Raw genomic sequence first — 26,155 nt, 5'->3', positions numbered from 1 at the left:
GGGTAGGACCTCGGGGGGGCGGCCGGCGGGGGAGGCACCGGGTGGGGACCCGACGGCCCCGAAAAGCGGGGAGCCGTGGCAGGCGGCGTCGGGGTTGCCGGGGGCGCCGTGGCGGGCCCCCGGGGCTGCGCGCCCGCCGGCGGGGGCATCGGGGCGGTGGGCCGCGCGTGGACCGGCAACGAAACGGGCGAGGGGGTCGCGCGGGGGGAAGGCGGCGGGGTCGGCCCCCCCACCGGCTGGACGGGGCGTGGCGTCACGCCCTGGACCCGGACGGTCCCGGCCAGGGGGGAGACCAGGATCTGCGTCGGTGCGGTATTGAGGGCGCTCCCGGCCTTGGCGGCGTTTTTCAGGGCCTCCGCGAAGGTGGCGCACGTGGGGAAACGCCGGTCCGGCTCCTTCTCCAGCGACCGGACCACCACCTCCTCCACCGACGGCAGGACCATCGGGTTGAACTGCCGGACGGGGGGGGGCGGCTGGAAAAGGTGCCCCTGCTTCACCATGAAGTCGACGTCGGCCTCGCTGTCCGCCAGGTCGAAGGGGGGCCGGCCGGTGAGCATTTCGTAAAGGACGCAGCCGAAGCTGTAGATGTCCGCCCGGTTGTCGACGGTGCGCGGTTTGACCAGCTGCTCGGGGCTGATGTAGTGGGGTGTGCCCAGGGAAACCCCCGTCCGGGTCTTCCGCTCCACGCCGCGCATCAAAGCGATCCCGAAGTCGGTGAGGAACGCCCGGCCTTCCCGGTTCAGGAGGATGTTGGACGGTTTGACGTCGCGGTGGATGATCCCCTTCTCGTGAGCGTGGTTGAGGGCTTCCAGGATGTCACAGGAGATGCTCACCACCTCGGGAAGAGGGAGGGACCCGTTCGCCTCGTGGAGGCGCCGGGTCAGGGGGCCGCCGTCCAAAAACGGCATGACCAGGAAGAAGACGCCGTCCTCGGTGAAGAACTCATTGATCCCGACGATGTTGGGGTGCTGGAGAAGCGCCATGGCCTTCGCCTCGTCGATGAAGCGGGCGCCGAAGTTGGGGTCCTCGGCCAGCGCCTCCATGAGGATCTTGACGGCGACCTTCTTCTCCAGGATGATGTGGTGGGCCAGCCACACCTCGCCCATCCCCCCCTGCCCGATCTTCCGGTCCAGGATGTAGTCGCGGATGCGTCTGCCCGATTCCAACACGACGACCTCTCTAGCTGTTCAGACTGTAGGCTGTCAGGCTGAAGGCTGTCAGGCTGAAGGTCCCGAGATTGCCGTGACCGGCATTTGTTCCCGTAGCCCTTACCTCCGTAACCCTTACCTCCGTTAGCCTTACCTCTGTCCCTTCCGACCTTCAGCCTAACAGCCTTCAGCCTTCAGCCTATCAGCCTTCAGCCTTCAGCCTCAATTGACCAGCGACCCCACGCGCTCGCCCATCACCGCCCTGCGGATGTTCCCCGGCTCGAAAATGTTGAAGACCACGATGGGGAGGTGGTGCTCCCGGCAGAGGGAGAACGCCGTGGCGTCCATGACCCCGAGGTTGCGGGAGAGCGCCTCGTCGTACGTCAGCCGCGGCATGAAGACGGCGTCCGGGTTCATGGAGGGGTCCTTGTCGTAGACGCCGTTCACCTTGGTGGCCTTGAGGACCACGCGGCAACCCGCTTCCAGGGCCCGAAGGACCGCGGCGGAGTCGGTGGTGAAGAAGGGGTTCCCCGTGCCGCCGGCGAAGAGGACCACGAAGCCCTCCTCGAGGGCCTGGCGCGCATTGACCCAGGACACGGCGTCCGAGACCTGGGGGAGGAAAAACGGGGAGAGGACCCTCGTCTTGCAGCCCTTCCGATTGAGCGCCTCGGAGATGGCCAGGCAGTTGATCAGGGTGGCCAGCATCCCCATGTAGTCCCCCGTCACCCGCTCCACCCCGAAATCCTTCCCGGAAAGCCCGCGGAAGATGTTTCCCCCGCCCACGACGATCCCCACCTCGTACCCCAGTTCGGCGACCTCGGAGATCTCGTTCCCGAGATAGTCCAGGAATTCGGGGTCGAAGGGTTCGGTGGTCTTCCCCTGGAGGGCCTCCCCGCTCACTTTCAGCAGGACTCGCCCGTAACCCGGCAGTTTCGACATCCGCACGACCTCCGTACCGCAAAGCGCTCGCAACTCGTGTATCCCGACTGAATTGTCCGCCCATCGGGCCGGTTTGTCAAGGTGAAACCCCTTTACGCCCGCCCGGGTTACCTTTACAATCAGACGGGTCGACCCGGCCCGGGCCGACGTGGGGAAACAGCATGAGGACCGCTTCCGTAACCAGACGGGTTGCCCTCTTCGGGATACTGGCCGCCGGCGTGGCCTGCGTCCCCGCCGCCGAAGGCCTGTGGCTCCCCTGGCAGGTCACCGCGGACGCCCTCTCCGCGAAAGGTTGCCGCCTCGAACCCGCCGACTTCTTCGCCGACGGCGCGCCGGGTCGCCTGTGCCGGGCCGTCGGCCGGACCAGCACGGGCGGGACGGGGGCCTTCGTCTCCCCGGGAGGGCTCGTCCTCACCAACTACCACGTCATCCAGTCCCTCCTTCCGTGTCTCGAGGCCGCCGGGGGGTTCTCCGCCGCCCAGGGTTTTCTCGCGGGCTCCCCCGGGGAGGAACTTCCGCTCCCCGGCCTGGAGATCGAGCTCACCACGGGAATCGAGGACGTGACCGACCGCGTCCGCGGCGTGTTCCGCGCCGGCCTGACGCCCGACCGTCTCCGCGAGCGGGAACAGGAGGCCCTGGGTCGGCTGGTCCGCGAGTGCCGGGCCCGGGAAGGGGAGGAGTGCCGCGTCGTCCCCGGCGGGGAGCACCGCACCTGGTACCGCGTCACGGTGCAGAGGCTGTCGGACGTCCGTCTCGTCTACGCGCCGCCCCGTTCCGTGGCTGACCTGGGCGGGGAGGAGGACAACTGGCGGATGCCCCGCTTCGCCGCCGATTTCGCCCTGGTCCGGGCCTGGGGGGACCCCCGCGGGCGGCCTGCCCCGCACGGCCCCGCCAACGTCCCCTGGCCGTCCGCGGACTTCCTCCCGTTGTCCCCCCGGGGCGTGGGGCCCGGGGACTTCCAGGCCGTGATCGGGTATCCCGGGGTCACGAGCCGGGCCCGGACCAGCGCCGACGCCGAGTTCGCCCTGCGGCGCACCCTCCCGTTGCGGGTCGCCCTTTTCCGGGAGATGCTCGAGGCCCTCGGGCAGGCGGAAGCCTCCCCGGAGACGCGGGAGCGCCTGGCCGGCCGGGCCCGGCAGGTCGCCAACCTCCTCGACCAGGCCCGGGGGCTTCTCGAGGGGATGCAGTCCCGGGACCTTCCCGCCCGCCTCCGCGCCCGCGAAAACCGGCAGGCCCTGGGAGAGGGGGTGGACGGCCCGGTCGCGCTCCGGAGGCTGCTGGACGCCCAATCCAGACTCCTGGAACGCCTCGCGGGGGCCGCCGAGCGGGACCTGCTCCTGGGTTTCCTGGTCTGGTCCTGCGACGCTTTCCGCGCGGCCGACACCCTGAACCGTTATCACCACGAGCGGGACCTCCCCGACGAGGCCCGCTCGCCGGACTTCCGGGCGGGAGCGCTCAAGGCCCTGGCCGGCCGCCTGAAGAGCCCCTGCTGGGGGATGAGCCCGGAGGCCGACCGGCAGCTGCTGTCCCTGTTCATCCGGCGCCTGGCCCGCCTGCCGGAACCCTGCCGCCCACCGGCCGTCCTGCGTGCCCTGGAGGAGGTGAAACCGGGGGCGGGGGAAGCCGCCGCCGACACCCTGGCGGAGGTCCTCATCGACGGCTCACGGTTGCTGGACCCCGCCGAGCGGGCCCGGTTGATGGACCCGGGCTACTACCGCTCCCGGCAGGACCGTGATCCCCTGTTGCGCTTCCACCGCGCCCTGCGGAGGGACATCGGCCCGATGCTGTCCCGGGAGCGGCCCTACCGGGACGAACTGTCGCGACTCCGGGAGCGGGCCCTCGACGTCGGCCGCGACGGGGGAGCCCGGTCCGCCCCCGACGCCAATGGGACCGTGCGGGTGTCCCTGGGGAGGGTCCGGGCGCTCGAAGCGGGAAAAGCGGCCGGGACCTGGAACACCACGCTGGCCGGCGCCCTGGCCCGTGACGACGGGGCATACCCCGGCCCGCTCCCCGGGCGTCTCCGGGACCTGGCCCGACAACGCGACCTCGCCCCGTGGGCGGACCCCGCCACCGGCGAAGTCCCCGTCAACTACGTCTGCGACGCCGACCTGTCGGCCGGCAACTCCGGGAGCCCTGTCCTCGACGGGGAGGGACGCCTTGTCGGGCTGGTCTTCGACGGCCTCTACGAGGCGATCGCCTCCGACTGGCTCCACGACGACGCGGCCTCGCGCGCGGTCTGCGTGGACGCCCGCTACATCCTGTTCCTCCTCGACCGCCTGGCCGGTGCGGAGACCCTCCTCCGCGAACTCCTCCCGGCCCCGCACGGCGCGCCGGCGGAGTGAGCCCAAGGGTCTCCAAACGACCCGCAACCGGCGGAAGTACCCCCTGCCGGGGGGACATTCGCTTGCTAACATCTTTTATTCCTTTGGGATAAAGATACCTTTTGCGCGCTTGGCGCCTTGGCGAGAGACGACCCGGATCCGGATCTCGCCAAGGCGCAAAGACCGCCAAGAAAACCGGATCGCCAGGGATGCGGCCGAGGGGCGCGCAAGGTCGCCTTCACCGGGTCGTCGCACCTCGGGGAGAGAGCCTCCGGAATGGCTCTCACAGAGGCGCGGAGGCACGGAGAAAAATCATAAGGATTGATGAGCCCGCAAAAAGTCGCGAAAGGGAGATTTCCCGCGAATAACACGAATATACGCGAATTTATAACACGAATAATATCTAGCAGTTTTTGAATTTTGATTCGCGTTTATTCGCGTGATTCGCGGGCAAAATGCGACTTTTTGCGGGGGTGTCAGAATTGTTTATACTATTAAATACGATTTGGATTTCTCCGTGCCTCAGGGCCTCTGTGAGAGAAAATGCCTTCTCCCCGAACGCATCTTTTCTGAATTCTGAATTCTGAATTCTGGATTCTGAACTCTGAACTCCTCGTTCGTGTGGTTCGTGGTTCAATTTCCGTGTATTCCGTGTATTTCGTGGTTTGATCTCCGGTTGATCGGGCTTTCCACGCGACCTGATTCATCCCCATATTTCAGGTGTTTGGTGGTCAAGACCCGTCAATTGAACCCCGGCAGGCGGAACTTCAAGGTCACCTCGCCGGTGGCGCGGTCGACGCTGATGGATTGCCCTTCCATCGCCAGGGCCTGGCCGGTCGCCATCTGCAGGACGCCGCTGAGGAACGAGAGCCCCTGGTTGAGGGTCTGTTCCAGCGCCTCGGCGGAAACCGGGGGCAGCCCCCGCGCCCGCTCCCCGGACGGGGGCAGTGCGCCCGTCCCTCTCCCCGGTTCCGTGCCGGCCTCGGGCCCCGGCCCGGGCCCGACCCCGGTTTCGGGCCGGGCCGTCAGGGCGTCTTCCCGCCGGTCCCGCGTCTGATCCCCGGCCCTCTCCCCGGAGGTCACCGGTTCCGGCCACCCGGCCGGGGCGACCTCCGCCGGTGCGGGAAGGGGCCCTTCGGCGGGAAGCGGGAGAAGCTCCGGGACGGCGATGGCGTCCGCACCCGAGAGCAGGCCCCCCTCCCCCGCCGCGGCGCCCGATTCGGCTTGCTCCGGCCCGAGCAGGGCCCCGGTCTCGTCGGCTTCGGTGTCCGGCTCGGCCTCGAACGAGGGAACCGGGGAGGGGTCGGTCTCCTCCGCCCCGTCGGCCGGACTCTCCGCTTGCTCCAACCCGGCCAGCAGGTCACGCATCTGCGTGAAGAACGTCGCCTTCCCCTTCTGGGCGAAGTTCACGACGTCCTCGGTCGCGCACTCCTTGAGGACAGCGTCGAACAGTTCCTGTTTGAGGCCGATGCCGTCGGCGATCCGGGCCTCGACGGAGTTGAGCGCCACGAGGCTGATGACCAGGAGGCTGTCCGCCTTCTGACCCAGGCGGTCGATCCGGCCGATCCGCTGGTTCTTTTTTGCCGGGTTCCAGGGAAGGTCGAAGTTGATCACCGTGTCCGCCACCTGGAGGTTGAGCCCGGCCCCGCCCGCCTCGGTCGACAGGAACACGCGGCACTCGGGGTTGCTCTCGAATTCGGCGATGAGGGCGCCCCGCTTCTCCACCGGCACGTCCCCCGTCAGGATCACGTGGCCCAGGTTCAGCCGGGCCAGCCGGTGACTGATGAGGGTGAGCATGTCTTTCCACTCGGAGAAGATCAGCACTTTCCGCCGGTTGTTGACCAGGTCGAGCTTCTCCGCGAGGATGGACTCCAGTTCGTCCAGTTTCGGGGAGAAATTGGATTTCCCGTCCACCAGGTAGGTGGAGTCGCAGGTCATCCGCATCATCAGGAGCAATTTCTGGATGCGTTGCAGGTCCACCAGGGTCAGGTGCTTCTTCCGAAGAATGCCGCTGACGGACCGGGCGAAACCGGCGTGGACCTCCGCCTGTTCCGCGCTGAGGGTCACCGGCACGTTCAACTCGCGGATCGGGGGAAGCTGGCTGAGGACCTCCCGTTTCTCCCTGCGGATCACGGTGTCCTTCAGCTTGTCCTTCAAGGCCTGGAGGTTGAAGTAACCCGTCACGCGGTTCTTTTTTTCCTTGTCGAAGATGCAGTGGTTCAGCGAGAACTCCCACAACGGGGCGAGGAGCTTCGGGTCCACGAAACCCATGATGGAGTAGAGGTCGATGAGCTTGTTCTCCAGGGGGGTGCCCGTGATGACGATGGCGTGTTTCCGCGGGATCGACTTCACCGCCTCCGCCGTCTTGGTCTCGTAGTTCTTGATCCGCTGGGCCTCGTCCAGGATGACCAGGTCGGGCGGGCATGCCGCCAGGGCGGTGACGTCCCGGAGGACCGTCTCGTAGTTCGCGATGACGAAGAAAGGCTCGGGGGCCTCGTAGAGCCTCCGTCTCGCGTCCTTTCCCCCGGCCGCCACCACGGCGGACTCCCCCGTGAACTTCTCGATCTCCTTCCTCCACTGCTCCTTCAGGGACGCCGGGCAAACGACCAGCGCCCGGCGGAAGTCGAAGATCTCCCGCTTCAGGCAGGCTGCGGCCATGGCCTGCAGCGTCTTCCCGAGGCCCATGTCGTCGGCGATGACCGATCCCTTCCGGAAGGCCGCGAAACGGATCCCCTGCCGCTGGTACTCGTAAAGGTCCGCCCGGAGCCAGGAGAGGTCGGGGACGTGCTGCTCCTCCAGCCGGCGGAGCAACTGTCGCTCGCAGTGTTCCTCGATGGTGTCGATCACCTCGGGGCGAACCACCACGTCCCGCCGCTCGGCGAAGGCCTCGAGGTCCTGGAGAAAGCTGCGGTAGCGCGTCGGGGCCAGGGGCGTCTCCCCGTGGAAGCAGGCGTCGGCGATGGCCGGCCCCTCAGTCATCCCCTTGTAAAAAAAGGAGATTTTGTAATCCTGGAGCGGGTCGCAGAATATCTCGAAGTAAGGGTAGACGGCTTTCTCGCTTTCGGACGCCCCGCGGTAGGCGCTGTGCAGTTTCGCGTGGGCGAACATGAGGTGCTTGCAGGTCCCCAGCTTGTTCAGGCGGAAATCGGGGCACGAACAGTACCACTGCATCCGGTCGAAGTCGCGGATGGTGATCTCGTATCGCTTGTGCCGGCCCGTGACCACCTCGTGCGGGCCGTAGATGCTGGGGCCTTCCTGAAGGCGGAAGGGCTCCGTCCGGGCCCGCTCCCGCCGTTCCTCCAGGACGCGCTCGAGCATTTCCCCCCGGGTGTACGGCGCCACGGCGTCGGCGGCCGGGGGGGCATCCGCGGCAAGCCGCTCGAGGTGAATGAAGGCGGCCACGACGTGGTGGCAGCACTTCAGGTAGGAACCGCAGTCACAGGCGTGGCGGGGGGCGCCGGGGTCCGAGAGGTCCAGGACGGGCCGGAAGTCCCTGAACCGGTCCGTCACCAGGAAAGTGACCCGGTCCCGCTCCAGGGTGAGCGCCTCCACCAGCCCGTTGTTGAACGCCGACAGCCCGCGGATCCAGCCCGCGTAATTGCTTTCCTTCTGCCGGTTGATCAACTGCGTCACCGCCCGGCGGTCGCGAATCTCGATTTTCTTCATCCGGGGTCCCTCCAGGGTCAATTCGAAGGGCAAAGGTTAGCCTTTCTGCGCGGTCGCTGCAAGCCTTTTTGTATTCGTTCCTCGTGTCAATCGGCGCTATTCGCGGGGAATCTCCAACTGGCGACTTTTGATGACCCCGCAAAAAGTCGCGAAAGGGAGACTTTCCGCGAATAACCCGAATATACGCGAATTTATAACACGAATAATATCTATTGATTGTTGATTTCTGATTCGCGTTCATTCGCGTGATTCGCGGGCATAAATGACTTTTTGCGGGGGCGTCATTTTTCTCCGGGCTGCATTTTCATGGGGTTGAGACTGATCAATTTGCGGTAGAATGTGGGCTAAAGAGACCGGCACGGGAGCCGCTCATGGAACCTCGGGACCACCTCATCAGCCAGCGCCTGTCAAGGCTGGTTGCGCAGCTCAAGCAGGGCAAGCCCGGCGCACTCGCCGATTTCTGGGAGAAAGTGGCGTCGTCGGGCACGCCCCTGATCGAGTCCATCCCCGGTGACTGCGACCACCACTGGGTCACCTTCCTCCACCGCGGCAAGCCCGGGACCCGCAACGTCGTGGTAGCCTCCTCCTTCACGGGTCACGACCCGGTGTGCGGCCAGATGCGCAACCTGCCCGACACGGACGTCTGGTACCGCACCTGGCGCCTCCCGGCCGACGCGCGGGCCACCTACCAACTGTCGCCGAACGACCCCCTTGTCCCCATGCTCCACGTGGAGGACCTCCGCACCCGGACCTCCACCTGGGATTTCGACCCCCTCAACCCCCGGAAGATGATCTTCCCGGCGGACACCGAGTCGGGCTTCGCAGGGAGAATTCTCTCGGTGATCGAACTCCCCCAGGCCCCCCCGCTCCTCTGGGCCGCGACGCCCCCCCCGGCTGCAACGGGGGCCCTCGAGCTGCACCGTGTCCACTCGGAGCGACTGGGGAACGAGCGCCGGGTTTGGGCCCACCTCCCGCCCGGGTTGCGCCCGGACGGGGACCCCCCGGGCCTGCTGGTGGTTTTGGACGGCATGACCTACGTCTCCGCCCTGGCCGCCCCCACGATCCTGGACAACCTTTTCGCCGGGGGAAAGGTCCGCCCCCTGGTGACGCTCTTCGTGGACGCCCTGGACCAGGCCACGCGGAACCGGGAGTTCGCGTGCCACGTACCCTTCGCCGACTTCCTCGCGATGGAACTGTTCCCGTGGGCGGCCAACCGGTACCGGGCCGGGGGCGACCCCTCGGGCAACATCCTCTGCGGGCCCAGTCACGGGGGGCTTGCCGCGGCCTTCACCGCCGTCACCTACCCCACGGTTTTCGGGAACGTCCTGGCCCAGTCCGGGTCCTTCTGGTGGAGCCCCGAGTACCCCCGGGACCACGAGTGGCTTGCCCAACTGCTGGCCATGGCGGACCGGCTCCCGGTCCGTTTCCGGCTGGAGGCGGGCCGGCTGGACCGCTGGCGGCTCCGGGAGGACGACCCGACGGTGCTGGGCGCCACCCGGCACCTCCGAAACGTCCTGCGGGCCAAAGGATACCGGGCCGATTACCACGAGTTCGCGGGGGGGCACGACTACAACTGCTGGCAGGCCGCCTTCCCCCAGGCCCTCATGGCGCTGGCCCCCCCGCGGCGGTGAGACCATGCACCCGAAGATCTACCTCAAGCCCGGCAAGGAAAAACCGCTTTTGGCCCATCACCACTGGGTCTTTTCCGGGGCGATCCTCAAGGCGGACCCCGGCGTCCGGCACGGGGGGATCGTGGACCTCTACGCCGCGGACCACAAGTTCATGGGGACGGGGTACTACAACGAGAAGACCTCCATCGCCGTTCGGGTCCTCTCTTTCACCCCCGCCCCCATCGACAGCAACTTTTTCTGGGACAGGATTTTCCGGGCCTGGTCCCTCCGACAGAAGCTCTTCGCCGGCCACGGCACCAACGCCTACCGCGTCTGCCACGGGGAGGGGGACTTCCTCCCCGGCCTCGTCATCGACCGCTACGACGGCGGCATCGTGATCCAGCTTCAGGCGCTCGGGCTGGAGCCCTTCCGCCAGGACCTGGCCGAGATCGTTTCCGTCATGATGAAGCCGGCGTTCATCTACGAGCGGAGCGAGGGGCCTTCCCGGGCCGAGGAGGGTCTCGAGCCGGCCACGGGGGCGCTCCGGGGCGAGCTTCCCGCCGGGGGCGTGGGCGTGGAGGAAGACGGCATCCGTTTCACGGTGGACGTTGCCGGTGGCCAGAAGACCGGTTTCTTCCTGGACCAGCGCGACAACCGCCGTCTGGTCCGCGACGTCGCCCGGGACCGCACGGTGCTGAACTGCTTCGGGTACACGGGGGCCTTCTCCGTGGCCGCCGCCCTCGGGGGCGCCACCCGCACGGTGACCGTGGACACCTCGGCCCCGGCGCTGGAGGCGGCCCGCGCCAACTTCCGGCTGAACGGCCTCGACGACGGCAAGCACGGCTTCGTGCGGGCCAACGTGATGGAACTGCTCCGAAAACCGGGGGAGAAGTACGACCTCGTGGTCCTGGACCCGCCGGCCTTCGCCAAGCGCCAGAGCGCCGCCCAGGCGGCCTTTCACGGCTACAAGGACGTCAACCTCCACGCCATGAAGACGCTCAACCCGGGAGGCTGGCTGCTGACCTGCTCGTGCTCGGCCCACGTGGACGCGGCCACCTTTCAGAAGATCGTCTTCGCCGCCGCCGTGGATGCCGGGCGCAACGTGCAGATCCTCCGGAAACTCGCCCAGCCCATGGACCACCCCGTGAACGTCTTCCACCCGGAGACGGAGTATCTCAAGGCGCTGCTGGTGAGGGTGACGTAAAGGCTGTAGGTGTTAGGCTGTAGGTGTTTAGGCTGTAGGCTGTAGGTCCGGAGGGTTTCCCATCGGGGTCGGTATCGGGGTCGGTATCGGGGTCGGTATCGGTATCGGTATCGGTATCGCAATCGCAATCGGCATCGGTATCGCCGACGCAATCGCAATCGGCATCGGCATCGCCGTCGCAATCGATATCGCCATCGCAGCCGGTATCGCCACCGCCATCGGCCGGTATTCAGGCTCCAGGCTGCCGCCAGAGCCGGGTTGACCCGAGAGTCGGGGGAGCGTGAGCTCCGGGGGCGGCGGCAACGGCGCTTCCGGCCAACGGGATGTCCGGCAGCAGCTTGATCGGACCGATCGGTCGGATCCGACCGATCCGACCGATCCGATCGATCCGGTTTTCATCTTCCGCAGGAACAGGGAAGTAACCCTCTGAACCTGCAGCCTACAGCCCATAGCCTGCAGCCTTCAACTGCAGGCTTACTAAACAGACCCGAAAAGGAGCACATGATGAGCAACAACCCCCGCGTCATGCTCCGGACCACGTCCGGTGACATCGAGATCGAACTCTTCGCCGACAAGGCCCCCCTCACCGTGGAGAACTTCCTGCAGTACGTCGACGACGGACACTTCGACGGGACCATCTTCCACCGCGTCATCGACGGGTTCATGATCCAGGGCGGCGGTTTCGACCGGAACATGGTCCAGCGCAAGACCCGCCCGCCCATCCGCAACGAGGCGAACAACGGCCTGAAGAACACGAAGTACACCCTGGCCATGGCCCGCACGTCCGACGTCAACAGTGCCACCGCGCAGTTCTTCATCAACGTGGCGGACAACGCCTTCCTGGACTACAAGGACCCCTCGCCCCGCAACTACGGCTACGCGGTGTTCGGCAAGGTGACGGCGGGCACCGACGTGGTGGACCGTCTCCGCAAGGTGAAGACCGGTTCCCGGGGCCCCCACCAGGACGTCCCGCAGGAGCCGATCGTCATCGAATCGGCTTCACGGCTCCCCTGAACTCGGAGACCGACCCCGACCGCCCCCGTGGAGGGCACCATGTTCGAAGATCTGGAGGGGAGCGCCCCGGCCCCCGAGCGAACCCATATCACTGCGCTCGTCACGGACATCGTCGAGTTCTCCAGCCGCCAGGACGTGGAGCAGATCCGGACGGTCATCGATTTCCAGCGCGCGGTGGAATCGCTGCTGGACGACTACACCCCCCTCCTCCGCGACCTGGGGACGGAGGGAAAGAGCCCCTTCCGGACCGACCTCATCCCCACCGGGGACGGTCTCCTGATCGTCCTGGACCATGGCCGATCCGACTTGCCGACACGCCGCGCATACGCCCAGGGCGTCCTGGACATGACCCTCGAGTTGCTCCGGCGGCTCGAGGGGAAGCCCTACCAGATCCGGGCGGCCCTCTCCGAGGGGCCGGCGTTCCGCTACACCGACCTCAACGGGCAGGTAAACTACGCCGGGGCCACCCTCAACCTCGCCTACCGGGTCATGAACCTGGGGGACGGGGGGCACGTCCTGGTGGGCGACCCCGTTCACCGTCTCCTTCGACGGGGCGGCACGGGGACGGACCCCGGGCTGCAGGTGCCGGGAAAGTTCCTGGAGTATCGCAACATCTTCATCAAGCACGACGTCCGCATCACGGTGCACCAGTTCGCGGGGGACGCGCCGGCCAACCTGAACCGCCAGGTCCCCCGGAACGTGGTCCGGCAGCTGCGCAACGTGGACACCCACGCCATGTCCTGGACGGTGTCGCCCGACGTCCTGCGGGGACTCGGGGTCATCGCCCCCGGCTGCAACCAGCTCCGCTACGCTGACAACCTGTTCCGGCACTCCGACAAGCTGATCATCCTCCTGTCGGGACTGGGCCTGGACCACCACGACTTCACCCAGCAGATCTCCGTCCTGGATTACCACTGTGTGGCCGTCTCCCTGTACGGGTTCCACCCCGACGACGAGGAATACCCCTCCATCCCCATCGCGAAGCACTGCGAGATCCTCGGCCGTTTCATCCGGGACCAGGTCCGGGACCTCCAGCCCGCCCAGACCGTCCTTGTCGGTTTCTCGCTGGGGGGGGACATCTTCGCCCGGATGCTCATGGACTGCATCCTGACCGAGCAGGACGTGAATGCCCTGGTCACCCTCGACTGCAACCTGGGCCCCCACACCTGCTTCCTGTCCCGCCGCCTGGCCCGGCTCCGCCCCGGCGACGACCTGACGGCCTTCATCCTCGAGACCAACCGGGAGATCATCGACCAGGGGGAGAGCTTCAGCGCCTGGCTTCGCCTCCAGAAGTACTTCATCGACGTTTTCGGGAAGGGCCGGGGGAATACCCGGCTCCTGGCGGACCTGGCCCGTCAGGTCCTGGACGACTTCGGGGAGGTGACCACCACATCCCGAATGGGGGCCTTGCGGGATCTCTCCCGCGTGATGAAAGTCCGCTGCATCTTCTCGGACAACGCCGACAACGACATCGGCGCCCAACCCTCCGACGACGCGTTTCAAGCTTACATCCTGAAAGGCCTGAACCACTTCGACCTCTACCGCACCTCCGTCCTCCGCCGCGTCCTCCACGAACTCCTGGGCGAATGACCGCCTGCCAAAGATCTTCCTTCGAGGGGCCCAACCCGGATAAACGGAAAAGGAACCACGAAATACACGAAATACACGGACGGGATTCCGAGGCCGAAGCACGCGGTTCAAGGCGGCCACTATATGACGGGTTCGCAAAAAGTCGGAAGACGGACCGAAAAGTGTCTGGCCTGTTCACGGGAATCGGCCGTGCATCTTCTCTGTGCCTCCGTGCCTCTGTGAGAGAGATTCCGCAAGGGTCTCTCACGGAGGCACAAAGGCACGGGGAGGGCCGCATGCGGAAAAGCGTGCTCCCCATCGGGAAATTCCCCTCGAATCGCTCCAGGCCGCCGTCTCGTAGGGTCGTTCCCAAAATCAGTCGCGATTGGGCAACGAGCTTACTGTGAAGGCGCTACTTCCCGGGTGAGGGAGGGTTCCGGGTCAGGGACTGCTTGAACTGGTCGGCGAGGCGGTTGAGCTTCTGGTCCACCTGGAAACCCACCTCCTGGGCGGCCTGCATGAGGATCCCGTAGGCGGATCGCACGGGGAACTCCAGCTTCTCGGCGATCTCCAGGATGACCCCGCCCTCGGGCTCCAGGAGCGCCCCGTCCGCCAGGGCCACGTCCGCCAGGCGGGAGAGGACGAAGCCCGCGTCGTCGGGGTCCCCGTCCTCGCGGATGACGGCCAGCTCCTTCGGGAGCGCTTGGTCGAGCTTGTCCGGGTCCGTGACGATCTCCTTCTCGGGCTCGTCGGTAAAGTGCTTGTAGAGGAGTGAGATGAGGATCTTGATCTCCTGCTCGCTCACGTCGCCGTCGGCGGAGAGGACCCGCACCCCGCCCAGAGCCACCGCCCGCATCACGGCCTCGCCCACCCGCTTGTGGGGGTAACGCCGGCTGAGGGCCACCAGGGCGTCGGTCTCGTTTTCGAGGGCCTCGTCGTCCAGCGGCTCGGCGGCGGCCGGGAAACCGTTCCGGGCGGCCTTGGCCGAGCGGGAGAAGGACTCCAGGGCCTTGAGCCGGACCGGCAACAGCGGGTGGGAGGAGAAGGCCTCCCGCATCATCTCGGGGTGCCCCCGGATCTCGTCGATCTGGGCCATGAGGGCCGCGATGTCGATGTTGATGTTGCGGTCGCTGAGGCCGAAGGTGGCCTTGAGCAGGGCCCGGGCCGCCGCCTGGAGGTTGCCGCACGCCAGGAGCCCCACCCGGTCGGCGCTGATCTCCGCCTTCTTCTGCCAGCGCAGGAAGAGGCTCTCGCCGAAGACGGGGAGCACCGTCAGGGCAGGGTTGTCGGGGTCGGTGTTGCGCAGGGCGCTCAGGCGGTGGTTGCCGAAGAGGAAGTGTCCCACCTCGTGCCCCAGGATGGCCTTCAGTTCGTCGTCGTCGAGTTTTTCCAGGGCCCCGGCGGTGACGCCCACCAGCGACCAGGTCCCGGCCTCCTGGATGTCCAGGATGGCCACGGCGTTGACTGCCGCGTCGGGGAGGCAGAAGATCTCCACGTCCATGGGGGTGCCCAGGCGGTCGCAGAGGTCCTGGTAGATGGTGAAGATGCGGGGGGAAAGGGTCCGGCTCAGCCGGATGCCGTCCTTGAGGAACTGCTCCCGGATCCCCGCGTCCTGCCGCCGCAGGTTTTCCTCGAAGGCCGCCAGGTAGTCCTTGACCCGGTACACCTCGTACAACTCGTTCACGTCCCGGGCGTCCCCCCGGTACCGCACGTCGTCCCAGTTGATCGCCACACGGACCTCCTGCTGGATGATCTTTTCCGGCCGACCCGGCGGGACAATTTGACCACAGAACACGCAGTGATCGCAAAGAGAAAGCGCTCTGGCAGAAATTTCCCTGCGCCTTTGCGCCCCTGCGTTTCCACAATGATCCCGGCAGTGCACAGTTAACCGGTATCTGGAACTGTCTTCCTCGTCGAACCTTGGGTCTCGCCGGCTTCAATCCCTATTCGCGTCGATTCGCGTCATTCGCGGGCCATATCCCTTCGCGGGCCGGCTACTTCACCTCCATCGGCACGCTGGCGGAGTGGCTGTTGAACTCGGGGGCGTACATGCACTGGATTTCCGCCAAGCCCGAGGGGTACTTGCCCCGGAGCTGCACCCGGAGGGTGTACTCGAAAACGTAGGTCCCCTTGGGCAGGTAGTCGATGAAGAAGTGGGAGGCCGTGTCCCGGGTGGACTGGTAGTAGGCCAGCCCGTCCTGGAAACGGTACCCGGACAGCACGCTGGTGGGCTCCATCCCGCTCCCCCGTCCGTCCTTGAGGTGGACGAACTCCATGTCCCGGTCCGTGCGCAGGGTGATGCGCACCGTCACCAGGTCGCCCACCTGCAGCGGGCCGGTCACCGGCTCGATCACCGGGCCCCTGGGCGTGTCGCGGTTGACGAAGAGGGCCTTTTCCAGCTTCAGGTTGGTCTCGTGGGCCGTCACCGCCGAGAGGTCCTGGAAGTACTGGAAGTGGACGCCGCCCCAGGCGATCCCCTTCGTGACCTTCTTCACCGAGACGTCGGCGAACTCCGGCTTCACGGCGGGGCCGTCGTAGCGCACCTCGTAGAAGCCCGTCCCCGGCTCGATCTTTTCGGGCTTCACCTCCGTCGTGCCCAGGGTCACCTCCACGGGCTCGCTGTCGGAGAGGAGGTCCTGACCCTTCAGAAGCAGGGCGTAGACGGCGTCGGCGGTCCCAGTGGTGGTCTTCCACGCCTGGGTCTGCTTCTGCTTGAGCAGCCAGACCTGGCAGTCCTCCACCGTCTTCGCGTCGGCACAGACCTCGTCGAAGGCCTCGATCATGACGGCCTGCGTCTCGATGGGGGCGCGCCACCACCACCAGGACAGCTCGTCCTCCCGCCAGAAGGTCCCCAGTTCCTCGCTGGTGACGCTCCGCTCCTTGAGGGAGGCCATGATGCCGCCGGCGGTGACGGGGTCGCCGAAGCGCTTGAGGGCGATGGCCAGGTGCCCCTGGCTCATCCGGGAGTTGAGCTTGAGCCAGTGCTGCTTCGCCTGGCCCAGGAAGTAGGCCAGCGCCTCCTGGCTGCCCGCGGCCACGGGCTTGTCCTTGAGGAAGAAGCTGCGGCCGTGGAGGTAGGCGGCGATGTCGTGGGAGAGGTGGTTGAGCGGCCGGTCCTTCTTCGGGATCTGGCGGTAGCGCTCGGCGAGCCAGTCGTCGAGGTAGTCGAGGGCCTTCACGGCCATGGAGACGTCCAGGTCGGCACCGAAGCGTCGCAGCTTCCCGTACCCCGTCACCACCACCAGGGTGACCCAGGGCGAGGGGCGCCCGCCCGGGAACCACGGCCAGGCGCCGTTGGAGAGCTGCATGTTCGCGAGCTTCTCCCGGGCGGAAGCGAGGTTGGCCTCCACGGTGTTGGGTTCGAAGTAGAGCCCCACGTTGCGCTTGGACTGGGACTCCTTCTTGGCGTCCAGGACCCAGGGGGTCTCCTCCAGCAGGACCGACTTCAGCTCCTGGTGCTTCTCCAGGTTGGACTTGAGGGCGTCCGTCCCGCGCCAGGCCTCGAAGATCTGCCGGATCCGCGGGTTGGAGAGGGCCACCCGCTGGGCCAGGGTGTTGGCGTAGAGGCGGTGGAAGATCTGCTCGGCGCACTCGAAGGGGAACTCCATGAGGAAGGGCAGCGCCTGCACCGCGTACCATGCCGGGTTGGAGGCCATCTGGACCGTCAGGCCGGCCGGGGCGAGGCCCGGCGAGGTCCCGATCTCGCCCAGGCGCGGGAAGGCGAACTTCCGGGTCTCGGGCCCCCGGACCCACAGCGGCACGGACTCGGTGACGAAGACCCGCCCCGACAGCACCGGCAGCGAGCCGGCCTCGCCGTCGGAGAAGTCGCCCGCCTTCGCGCGGACCGTGTAGGTCAGGGGTCCCTGCCCCACCGGGACCTTCAGGCGCCAGGAGAAGGCGTTGCTGGACTTGGGGTCGAGGTGGAAGGCCCGGTCCGTCTCGGCCAGGCCCAGGGCCTCGCTCACGGGCCTGCCGGTCAGCAGGTCGGCAAACTCGAGACGAACGATCCCTTCAAGGGGGTTCTCCGCCAGGCTGGTCACCTTGGCGGTAAACTCGATCTCGTCCCCCTCCCGCAGGAAGCGGGGCGGGTTGGGCTGGACCATGAGGTCCTTCTGGGTGACGGTGGTCCCGGTCAGCGCTCCCCGCATGCAGTCGGCGGTGTGGGCGAAGCCCAGGAACTTCCACTCGGTGAGGGCTTCCGGCATGGTGAACGCCATCGCCACGGTGCCGTCCGCCTCCATCACCAGGGAGGGGAAGAAGAAAGCGGTCTCGTTGAGGTTCTCGCGCGCCTTCACGTCGCCCAGGTCGGGCTTGGGCGCGGCCGCCGGCGCTTGGCCCGGCTGGTTCTCGTCGTCCGCGGCCCCTCCCTTGTCGGCCGCGGCGTCCAGCGTCGCCGGCGCGGCTTCCGCCATCGGCGCCGCCACGGACGGGGCGGGGGGCGGCGCCGGCATGGCTTCGGGCACGGCCCCCGTGTCGCCGTTGCGGGGCCGGGCGGACTTGTAGCGCCGCTGCCCTTCCCCGCCGGGGAAACCGAAGGAGAAGAGGCTCTGGGAAATTTCCTGCGGGAAGTGGACGTAGGTCAGCTCCGGCATCCGCTCGAAGCTGTTCCAGGTCTCCCGCCACAGGTTGAAGTCCTGCCGGGCGTTGGTGAAGACGGTCCAGGGCGGGTAGCGGTCCTGGTGGTAGAAGCTGAAACCGGGCCAGGCGTGGGCGTAGAACTGGTCCAGTGAGGCGTCGTAGAGGGCCGCCACCATCTCCGCGGCCTTCACGTCCGCCTTTTTGCCCTTGACCCTCACCACGAAGGTCTCCTTCGCCCCCGGCTGCATCTTCTCCCGGAAGGTCTCGAAGGACAGCTCCAGGTCCTTGTTGTCCCAGGGGACGGAGAACGGCAGGACGGTGGTGTAGTTCCGGTTCTCCCGGACGTAGGTCACCCGGACGGCGAACCCGCCGCGGAAGGCCTCGCCCACCGGGACCTTCACCCGGTGCTGGGTGGTGCCGGGCCGGCTCCAGTGCCGCTCGCGGACCTTGCCGTCGTGCTCCACCTCCACCACGCAGCGCCCGGAATCGTAACCGGTGCCCCAGAGGACGTCGGCGGTCCCGCCCACCGGGACGGCGGCGTCCCGCGCGACGGCCACGGACGGGAGCTTCAGCCCGAACTTCTCCCCGTCCCAGGCCGGCAGGACCTGGAGGGGCAGCAGGGCCTTGACCTCCTTCCCGTAGGCGTCCCGGGAGACCACCTCCGCCCGGTAGAGCCCGGGGGGAAGCGCAAGGGAGACCTCGACGGGCTTGTCCTTGACGAAGAAGGGGGCCTGCTCGGCCTGGTTCCCCTGCGGCCATCGCTGCCAGACCGACGAACCGGTCCCGTCCCCGGCCGGCATCCAGGACCAGGGCGAGCCGAGGGGCGCCCGGACGGGCTTTTCGGGCTGTTTCAGGGCGTAAACCGTCACGGTGCCCTCCGCCGAGAGGGGATTGCCGTCGAGGGTTTCGGCGTACACCTTCAGGGGGAAACGCTCCCCGCCCGTCAGCAGGCTCTTCGCTTCCAGGCGGAGCGCCAGGGCCGCGTAGCCCAGGTTGACGGTCGCCTGGCCGGACCGGGTCTCGCCGGCGGTGTCCGTGACGTCCGCGAACACCTGGAAAGCGAACGTCGGCCCGTCGCTTTCGGGAATGGACCGGTCCGGCCGGGCCGGGAACGTGACGGAGAAGGACCCGTCGGGCCCCGTCTTCACCTTCCCGTGGGCGATTTCCTGGGATGCGCTCCTGGCGGGCCCGTGGAACCACTCCCACCAGTAGGGGTACCGGGCCAGGCGCACCACCCGGTAGCGCACGCCCGCGCCGTCCACGGCGGCCCCGGTGTAGGCGAGGGCCTTTCCCTTCACCTCCACCGTGTCGCCGAGCTTGAAGGCCGTCTTCGGGGTTTCCATCTCCACGCGGAACTTGGGACGCTTGTACTCCTCCACCCGGAACTGGTCGGAGCCCTGGCAGCTCTCCGCCAGGAGGGTCATGAGGCCGGTCAGCCGCCCCGAGGGGACGGTGAACTGGCCGCTGGCGCTCCCGAAGTCGTTGGTCACCAGGAAGAGCCGGCCGGCCTCCTGGCCGTTGGGGTCCCGGAGGACCACCGTGACCGGGCGCCCCGGGAGGACGGTGTAGTTGCGCCCGGCGTCGTCCACCCGGACCAGGATGGTCTTGAAGTAGATGGTCTGGCCGGGCCGGTAGAGGGCCCGGTCGGTGAAGAAGACCGCCTGGTCGCGGGGCTCCGGGACGCCCTGGCGGTCCGGGTAGACGTTCTGGGCGTCGAAGAGTTCCTCGCCGTCCTTTTCGACGTGGAGGTGGCTGTCGTAGCCCAGGCTCGGCGAACTCAGGTCGAAGAAGCCGTCGGGGCCCGACGTGGTTTTCGCCGTGAAGTGGTAGTACTCGTTCTGCCGCACCATCAGGGAAACCGTGGCGCCGGGCACCGGTTCGCCGCTCACCGCGTCCAGCACGAAACCCTCGACGGCCCCCTGGCGGAGTCGTCGCACCAGGGTGTGTCGGCTGACCCAGACCCAGGCGGTCTGGAGCATGGAGGAGTTCCGGAAATCCGGCTGCCAGCTCACCAGGAGTCGGTAGTAACCGGGTTTGAGCGCCGGGACCTCCACGGGGTGGACCCGTTCCGTGTAATCGGGGGTCGCCGGGAGGGAGACGCTCCACTCGGCCACCGGCCGGGCGGCCAGCAGGGTCTGGAACCGGTCGTCCTCCAACTGGTTGGGGTGCCCCCACTTGCGGCGCGTGAACGCTTTCCAGTCGTCGGCCACCACGCGCAGGTACAGCTTGTCGAAGTTCTTGTAGCGGACTTCGAGGCTCCCCTTCTCGGGGGGAATGGTCCGCTCGCCGCCGATGGTGGCCGTCTTCATGCGGATCCGGTCGGCCACGCAGCGGCAGGCCTGGGCGCCGGGCGTCCCGGGGAAGGCCTTTTCCGTGTCCAGGGCGACCCGGAGGGCCTTGACCCGTTCGCCCTCGTCCTCCAGGGCTTTCGCCTGGTAGAAACGGACCAGGGCGGTCACCGGCACGCCGGGGTGCGCACTGGCGAGTTCCTCCAGGCGCTGGAGGAAGGTCCCGACCTTTCCCTCGCCATAGGCCTCGTTCTTGAGGTAGACCAGCCGGTGAAGGTCCGCGTCGATCCGGGCGGAGGGGTCGGCATCGCCCCGGTGGAAGGCGATCAGCTTCCGGTAGAGGGCCAGGGCTTTGACTTTCGGCGAGTCAGCGTCCGCGGTCTTCGGCTCCCAGGCCAGGAAATCCTTCCAGGAGGCGAAAGCGGGGGAAGCTGCGTCGATGGCGAAGGCGTCCTCGGGCTGGGCCTTGGCCTGCTCCGCGCTGGTGTAGAAGTCCAGCGCCTCGAAGGCGACGAAGTCGAAGAGGGTCGGGCGCAGCTTGCCGTCGAGGGCGCCCGGCTCGAGGAAGTCCTTCAGGGTCGAGAGCGGCGTTTTCTTGAGGAGGTCCTCCTCGGCCAGCACCCGGGTGTAGAGGCCGTCGATCTCCCGGAAGAGCTTCGGCAGGTCCCAGGTGGTGAAGTCCTCGGAGGTGAAGTCCTCGGAGGCGCCGCCCTCGGTGGCGGACCGGTTCATGAAGCGCCAGCGGTTCCGCTGGTAATACTGCCAGAACCACTCGGCCAAAACGGTCCGGAGGATGGGGAGCAGTTCCTTCGGGGCCTTCTCCATGGCCGTCTTCAGCCGACCCACCTTCTCCTCGGGCCGGTTGCCCTGGATCACCGCGTCGAGGGTGATCTTCCTCCCGAGGGCCTTGAGCCACTCGCCCCACTTCTGGGTGGCGGCGGTCTTCTGCAGGATGAGGTCCAGCTTTTCGACGGCGGTCTTGGGCAAGCCGGCATCGACGGCCTTCTTCACCTCGTCCCACAGCACGGCCGTGGAGGACGGGGCCGGCGGCTCAGCACCGCGGGCCATGGCCATCACCATCCCGACGAGGATTCCGATCCCGATCCAACGCATGGGCACCTCCCGATCTCCGAGGGATTTCACACGGGCACAGTTGATTTGACACGCACCGCTCCGTTTCCTTGCAGACTTCTTTCGCCAGTATAGCGCCCCGCGAATGGCCGATCAACCGATTTCAGCCGGGAGGGGCGCAGGGAGCGCTTAGCCGAGCGAAGAGCGCCGGGCCGGCCGGCGAAAAATGGTCAGGAGACGTGAAAGGGCGAAACGTTGAGGTCTGCCGTCCTTTGGGTCGTTTTGGTCCTTTTGGTCCTTTCGTCCTTTGAAGACCCGTTCGTGGGATCTGTGGCTTCCTCGCCATTCCTGTATTCCGTGTATTTCGCATTTCCTTTTCCGTTTATCCGGGTCGGGTCTCGCCGCAAACCCGTTGACTTCGCGGGGGCCGTTGCCTAAAATGAGGTTTTTTGCAGCCGGGGCCGCCGGTTGCAAGCGGATACCGAGCGTGATCAAGGAGGCGACATGCCCAGCACCCCCAGCACCCCGAGCGAGGCCGCCGGCGCCCCGATTCCGTCCAACTTCATCCGGGACATCATCCTGAAGGACAACCAGACCGGCAAGTTCTCGAACCGCGTCCACACGCGCTTCCCCCCGGAGCCCAACGGCTACCTCCACATCGGCCACGCCAAGTCCATCTGCATCAACTTCGGCTTCGCCAACGAGTTCGGGGGGCTGTGCAACCTGCGCTTCGACGACACCAACCCCAGCAAGGAGGACACGGAGTACGTGGACTCCATCCAGCAGGACGTCCGCTGGTTGGGCTTCGACTGGGCCGACCGGCTCTACTACGCCTCCGACTACTTCGACCGGCTCTACGCTTACGCCGAGGACCTGATCCGGCTGGGCCTGGCGTACGTGTGCGACCTGAGCGCGGAGGAGATGCGCGCCCACCGGGGTACCCTCACCGAGCCCGGAAAACCGAGCCCCTGGCGGGACCGCCCCGCGGAGGAGAACCTCGACCTCTTCCGCCGGATGCGCGCCGGCGAGTTCGACGAGGGTTCCCGCACCCTGCGGGCGAAGATCGACATGGCCTCCCCCAACATCAACATGCGGGACCCGGTGATCTACCGCATCCTCAAGGCCTCCCACCACCGCACCGGCGACGCGTGGTGCATCTACCCCATGTACGACTACACTCACTGTCTCTCCGACGCCATCGAGGGGATCACCCACTCCATCTGCACCCTGGAGTTCGAGGACCACCGGCCCCTCTACGACTGGGTCCTGGACGTCCTCAAGACCCCGCACCACCCCCAGCAGATCGAGTTCGCCCGGCTGAACCTCACCTACACGGTGATGAGCAAGCGACGCCTCCTGGCCCTGGTCCAAGAGGGGATCGTCGCGGGCTGGGACGACCCGCGGATGCCCACGCTGGCGGGCATGCGCCGCCGCGGCTACCCGCCCGAGGCCATCCGCGACTTCTGCGAGCGGATCGGCCTGGCCAAGGTCAACAGCACCGTCGACTTCGCCCTCCTGGAGCACTGCGTGCGCGAGTACCTCAACCGCCGGGCCCCGCGGGTGATGACCGTCCTGCGCCCCCTGAAGCTGACGCTGGTGAACTACCCCGAGGACCGGGTGGAGATGCTGGAGGCCGTCAACAACCCGGAGGACCCCGAGGCCGGCACCCGGCAGGTCCCCTTCTCCCGTGAGGTCTGGATCGAGCGGGACGACTTCCGGGAGGACCCGCCCAGGCAGTTCTTCCGCCTGGCGCCGGGCCGGGAGATCCGCCTCAAGCACGCCTACATCGTCAAGTGCGAGGAGGTGGTCAAGGACCCCGCCACCGGCGAGGTGGTGGAACTCCGGTGCACGTACGACCCGGCCACCCGGGGCGGCGACACCCCCGACAAGCGCGTGGTGAAAGGCACGGCCCACTGGGTCAGTGCCGCCCACGCCGTGGACGCCGAGGTGCGGCTCTACGACCAGCTCTTCACCGTCCCCTTCCCCGGCGAGCCGGAGGGGACCGACTACCGGACCCAGGTCAACCCGGCCTCCCTGGAGGTCCTCCGGGGCTGCAAAGCGGAGCCGGGGCTCGCCGCCGCCGCGCCGGGGAGCCGTTTCCAGTTCCTGCGCCAGGGCTACTTCACCGTCGACCGGGACTCGACCCCGGACCGGCCCGTGTTCAACCGGACCGCGACGCTGAAGGACTCCTGGGCGAAGATTGAGAAGAAAGGCTGTTAGGCTGAAGGCTGTTAGGCTGAAGGTCGGAGGAATTCGGCAAAACAGGATGATTCATGAAAACCAGACGATCTCCGGGTAACGAACTATCAGCCTAAACACCTTCAGCCTAACAGCCTTCAGCCTTCAGCCTAACAGCCTTCAGCCTAAACAGCTATTTCCGACAAGCAAACGAGGTACTTTATCATGAGTGAAATCCGCGTACGCTTCGCGCCGTCGCCCACGGGGAACCTCCACGTGGGGAGCGCCCGCACGGCCATCTTCAACTGGCTCTTCGCCCGCCGCCACGGCGGGAAGTTCATCCTCCGCATCGAGGACACCGACCAGGAACGGTCGAAGGACGAGTACACCCGCTCCATCATGGACGGGATGCGCTGGCTGGGGATGGACTGGGACGAGGGCCCCGAGGCCGGCGGCGAGCGCGGCCCCTACTTCCAGGCCCAGCGCCTGCCCCTCTACCGGGCGGCCCTGGACAAGCTCCTGGCGGAGGGGAAGGCCTACCGCTGCTTCTGCAGCGCCGAGCGCCTGGACCGGATGCGCGAGGCCCAGGTGGCCGCGGGGCAGAACACCCGCTACGACCGGGCGTGCCTGGCCATCCCGCCGGAGGAGGCGAAGCGCCGGGCGGACGCCGGCGAGCCGTTCATGGTGCGGGTGCGCATCGACGCGGACGCCCCCATCGCGTGGGACGACCTCTGCAAGGGCCCCATCGCCATCAGCCCCGAGCTGCTGGACGACCTGGTGGCCGCCAAGTCCGACGGCTACCCCACCTACAACTTCGCCGTGGTGATCGACGACGCCGGCATGGGCATCACCCACGTGGTGCGCGGCGAGGACCACATCCCCAACACGCCCAAGCAGATCATGATCTACCAGGCCCTGGGGATCGAAGCGCCCCGCTTCGGCCACATCCCCATGATCCTGGGCACCGACCGGTCCAAGCTGAGCAAGCGGCACGGCGCCACCAACGTGGTGGACTACGAGGCCCAGGGCTTCCTCGCCGAGGCCTTCTTCAACTTCCTGACCCTCCTGGGCTGGGCGCCCCCCGACGACCAGGAGATCCTCCCCCGCGAGAAGATGGTGGAGCTGTTCGACCTCGGCCGGGTGGTCTCCCACGGGGCGGTCTTCGACGTGGAGAAGCTGAAGTGGATGAACCTCCAGTACATCAAGATGCTGGACAACGAGACCCTGTACCGCCGCTGCGAGCCCTTCCTGGCGAAGGTCCCTGGCTGGCCGGGCGACTACCCCCGCGAGACCCTCGTGGAGATGGCCGGGCTCTTCCGGGAGCGGATGAACGTCCTGACGGACATCGAACGGCTCTCGACCTACTTCTTCACCGACCCCGACACCTACGACGAGAAGGGGATCCTGACGGCCCGCAAGACCCCCGACGTCGCCGACGTGATGACCGAACTGGCCGGCGCCCTGGAAAAGATGGAGGCCTTCGACATTCACCCGCTGGAGGAGATCGTTCGCGAGATGGCCGCCCGGCGCGGCTTCGGCGCAGGCAAGGTGATCCACCCCACCCGCCTGGCCGTCAGCGGCCGCTCCGAGGGCCCCGGCCTCTTCGAGATGCTGAAGGTCCTGGGGAAGAAACGCTGCGTCCGGCGCCTCCGCGCCTTCATCGAGCGGCGGCCCTGGGAGTGAGGGGAAGGTGTCAGGTTTCAGGTGTCGGGTGTCGGGGAGCGGGGAGCGGGTGTCGGGGAGACGGCTTCAGAACGACATTTTTCACCCGCCCCATGAAAACGGGCCCTCGAAACCCGAAACCCGACACCCGAAACCCGACACTCTATCCCGGAGGTTCCCTTGCATCCCCATTGCCTCGTCACCTCCCCCCACCGCCCCGACCCCGGCGAGCCCCTGGTCGCCCGGGCTGGAGACACCCTGCGCGTTGAAGAGCGCCCCACGGAGTGGGAGGGCTGGCTCTGGTCCGAAAACCCCGCCGGCGTCACCGCCTGGGTCCCCGTGGCGTACCTCGCCCGCGACGGCGACACGGCCCGCCTGACCCGGGATTATTCGTCCCGGGAACTGGACGTCGATCCCGGCGAAACCCTCGAGGTCCTCGAGGAGGAGTCGGGCTGGTACGTGGTCCGCGACGCCCGAGGCCGCACCGGCTGGGTCCCCGTCCGCGTCACCCGTCCGGCCTGATCCCGTCATCCGTCGGGGTCGCAGTCGGGCAGAGACTGTGGGCTGTAGGCTCTTTAACGGCTGCGTTTTTACCAACATATTATCGATTCCGGTTGCCTTCCGAGGCCACGTTTACCGGGCGACGTCCCGGGAAAAGCGTCGAAGCTTTCCGGGATTCTCCGTGCATCCGGCTTCTTGACGGGCCGGGGGAGACGGTCGAGGAGACGGGTCCCCCGGGCGGGTTTACCGCCATCGGGAGCCGATCACCGCTGCGCCCTCACCCCGTCAGGGACATGTTTATCGCGAGGGCGGCGGGGTAGCCGTCCCATCGATCAGAAACCATGTTTCGCAACATCTTCTTCTTAAATGTGTTGTGTATTTGCTTCTGGAAAGCCTCGACGCTCCA

13 protein-coding genes are annotated in these 26,155 nt (G+C 67.1%); 8 read left to right on the top strand and 5 right to left on the bottom strand.

Going from position 1 to position 26,155, the window contains the following annotated elements:
* The coding region (locus tag KA419_12140) for a protein kinase (GenBank protein ID MBP7866686.1) at positions 1–1,166 on the bottom strand (1,166 nt) is incomplete at its 3' end.
* Between the two features lie 204 nt (positions 1,167–1,370).
* Positions 1,371–2,093 (bottom strand): UMP kinase, encoded by a 723-nt coding sequence (locus KA419_12135; GenBank protein ID MBP7866685.1) that lies wholly within the window; start codon positions 2,091–2,093, stop codon positions 1,371–1,373.
* Between the two features lie 155 nt (positions 2,094–2,248).
* Here KA419_12135 and KA419_12130 point away from each other — a divergent pair, with 155 nt between their 5' ends.
* Positions 2,249–4,429, top strand: a complete 2,181-nt coding sequence (locus tag KA419_12130; protein MBP7866684.1) for a S46 family peptidase — start codon at positions 2,249–2,251, stop codon at positions 4,427–4,429.
* A 720-nt stretch (positions 4,430–5,149) separates the two neighbouring features.
* On the opposite strand, the gene KA419_12125 is transcribed toward KA419_12130, so the two are convergent.
* Positions 5,150–8,074: a DEAD/DEAH box helicase family protein gene (locus tag KA419_12125; protein MBP7866683.1), complete on the bottom strand. Its 2,925-nt coding sequence runs from the start codon at positions 8,072–8,074 to the stop codon at positions 5,150–5,152.
* Between the two features lie 371 nt (positions 8,075–8,445).
* On the opposite strand from KA419_12125, the gene KA419_12120 reads away from it, so the two are divergent.
* The 4 genes from KA419_12120 (at position 8,446) to KA419_12105 (ending at position 13,492) form a co-directional block, all read left to right on the top strand.
* The gene (locus KA419_12120) at positions 8,446–9,705 is read left to right on the top strand and encodes a DUF3327 domain-containing protein (protein MBP7866682.1); all 1,260 of its coding nucleotides are present in this window, start codon (positions 8,446–8,448) and stop codon (positions 9,703–9,705) included.
* 4 nt (positions 9,706–9,709) lie between these two features.
* Positions 9,710–10,888, top strand: coding sequence for a class I SAM-dependent rRNA methyltransferase (locus KA419_12115; protein ID MBP7866681.1), 1,179 nt, complete (start codon positions 9,710–9,712; stop codon positions 10,886–10,888).
* 504 nt (positions 10,889–11,392) lie between these two features.
* On the top strand, positions 11,393–11,902 hold the full coding sequence (locus KA419_12110; GenBank protein MBP7866680.1) for a peptidyl-prolyl cis-trans isomerase: 510 nt from the start codon (positions 11,393–11,395) through the stop codon (positions 11,900–11,902).
* A 39-nt stretch (positions 11,903–11,941) separates the two neighbouring features.
* A complete protein-coding gene (locus KA419_12105; GenBank protein ID MBP7866679.1) occupies positions 11,942–13,492 on the top strand; it encodes a hypothetical protein in 1,551 nt (516 codons plus the stop codon).
* Between the two features lie 391 nt (positions 13,493–13,883).
* On the opposite strand, the gene KA419_12100 is transcribed toward KA419_12105, so the two are convergent.
* Together KA419_12100 and KA419_12095 are read right to left on the bottom strand one after the other, a co-directional pair.
* Positions 13,884–15,203, bottom strand: coding sequence for a M48 family metalloprotease (locus KA419_12100; protein ID MBP7866678.1), 1,320 nt, complete (start codon positions 15,201–15,203; stop codon positions 13,884–13,886).
* Positions 15,204–15,465: 262 nt separating this feature from the next.
* On the bottom strand, positions 15,466–21,450 hold the full coding sequence (locus KA419_12095) for a hypothetical protein (protein MBP7866677.1): 5,985 nt from the start codon (positions 21,448–21,450) through the stop codon (positions 15,466–15,468).
* A 462-nt stretch (positions 21,451–21,912) separates the two neighbouring features.
* Between KA419_12095 and KA419_12090 the strand changes: the two genes are divergently transcribed.
* The 3 genes from KA419_12090 (at position 21,913) to KA419_12080 (ending at position 25,770) form a co-directional block, all read left to right on the top strand.
* Entirely contained in the window at positions 21,913–23,628 is a 1,716-nt protein-coding gene (locus KA419_12090; protein MBP7866676.1) for a glutamine--tRNA ligase/YqeY domain fusion protein, read from the top strand.
* Positions 23,629–23,811: 183 nt separating this feature from the next.
* Complete coding sequence (locus KA419_12085; protein MBP7866675.1) at positions 23,812–25,269, top strand: glutamate--tRNA ligase; 1,458 nt, start codon at positions 23,812–23,814, stop codon at positions 25,267–25,269.
* A 159-nt stretch (positions 25,270–25,428) separates the two neighbouring features.
* A complete protein-coding gene (locus KA419_12080) occupies positions 25,429–25,770 on the top strand; it encodes an SH3 domain-containing protein (protein MBP7866674.1) in 342 nt (113 codons plus the stop codon).
* Positions 25,771–26,155 lie beyond the last annotated feature (385 nt).

The sequence above is a fragment of the Acidobacteriota bacterium genome, from assembly GCA_018001935.1.
Lineage (GTDB): Bacteria > Acidobacteriota > JAAYUB01 > JAAYUB01 > JAAYUB01 > JAGNHB01.
Note: the sequence above shows the minus strand (reverse complement) of the source record. Positions and strands in the feature narration are given on the sequence as shown.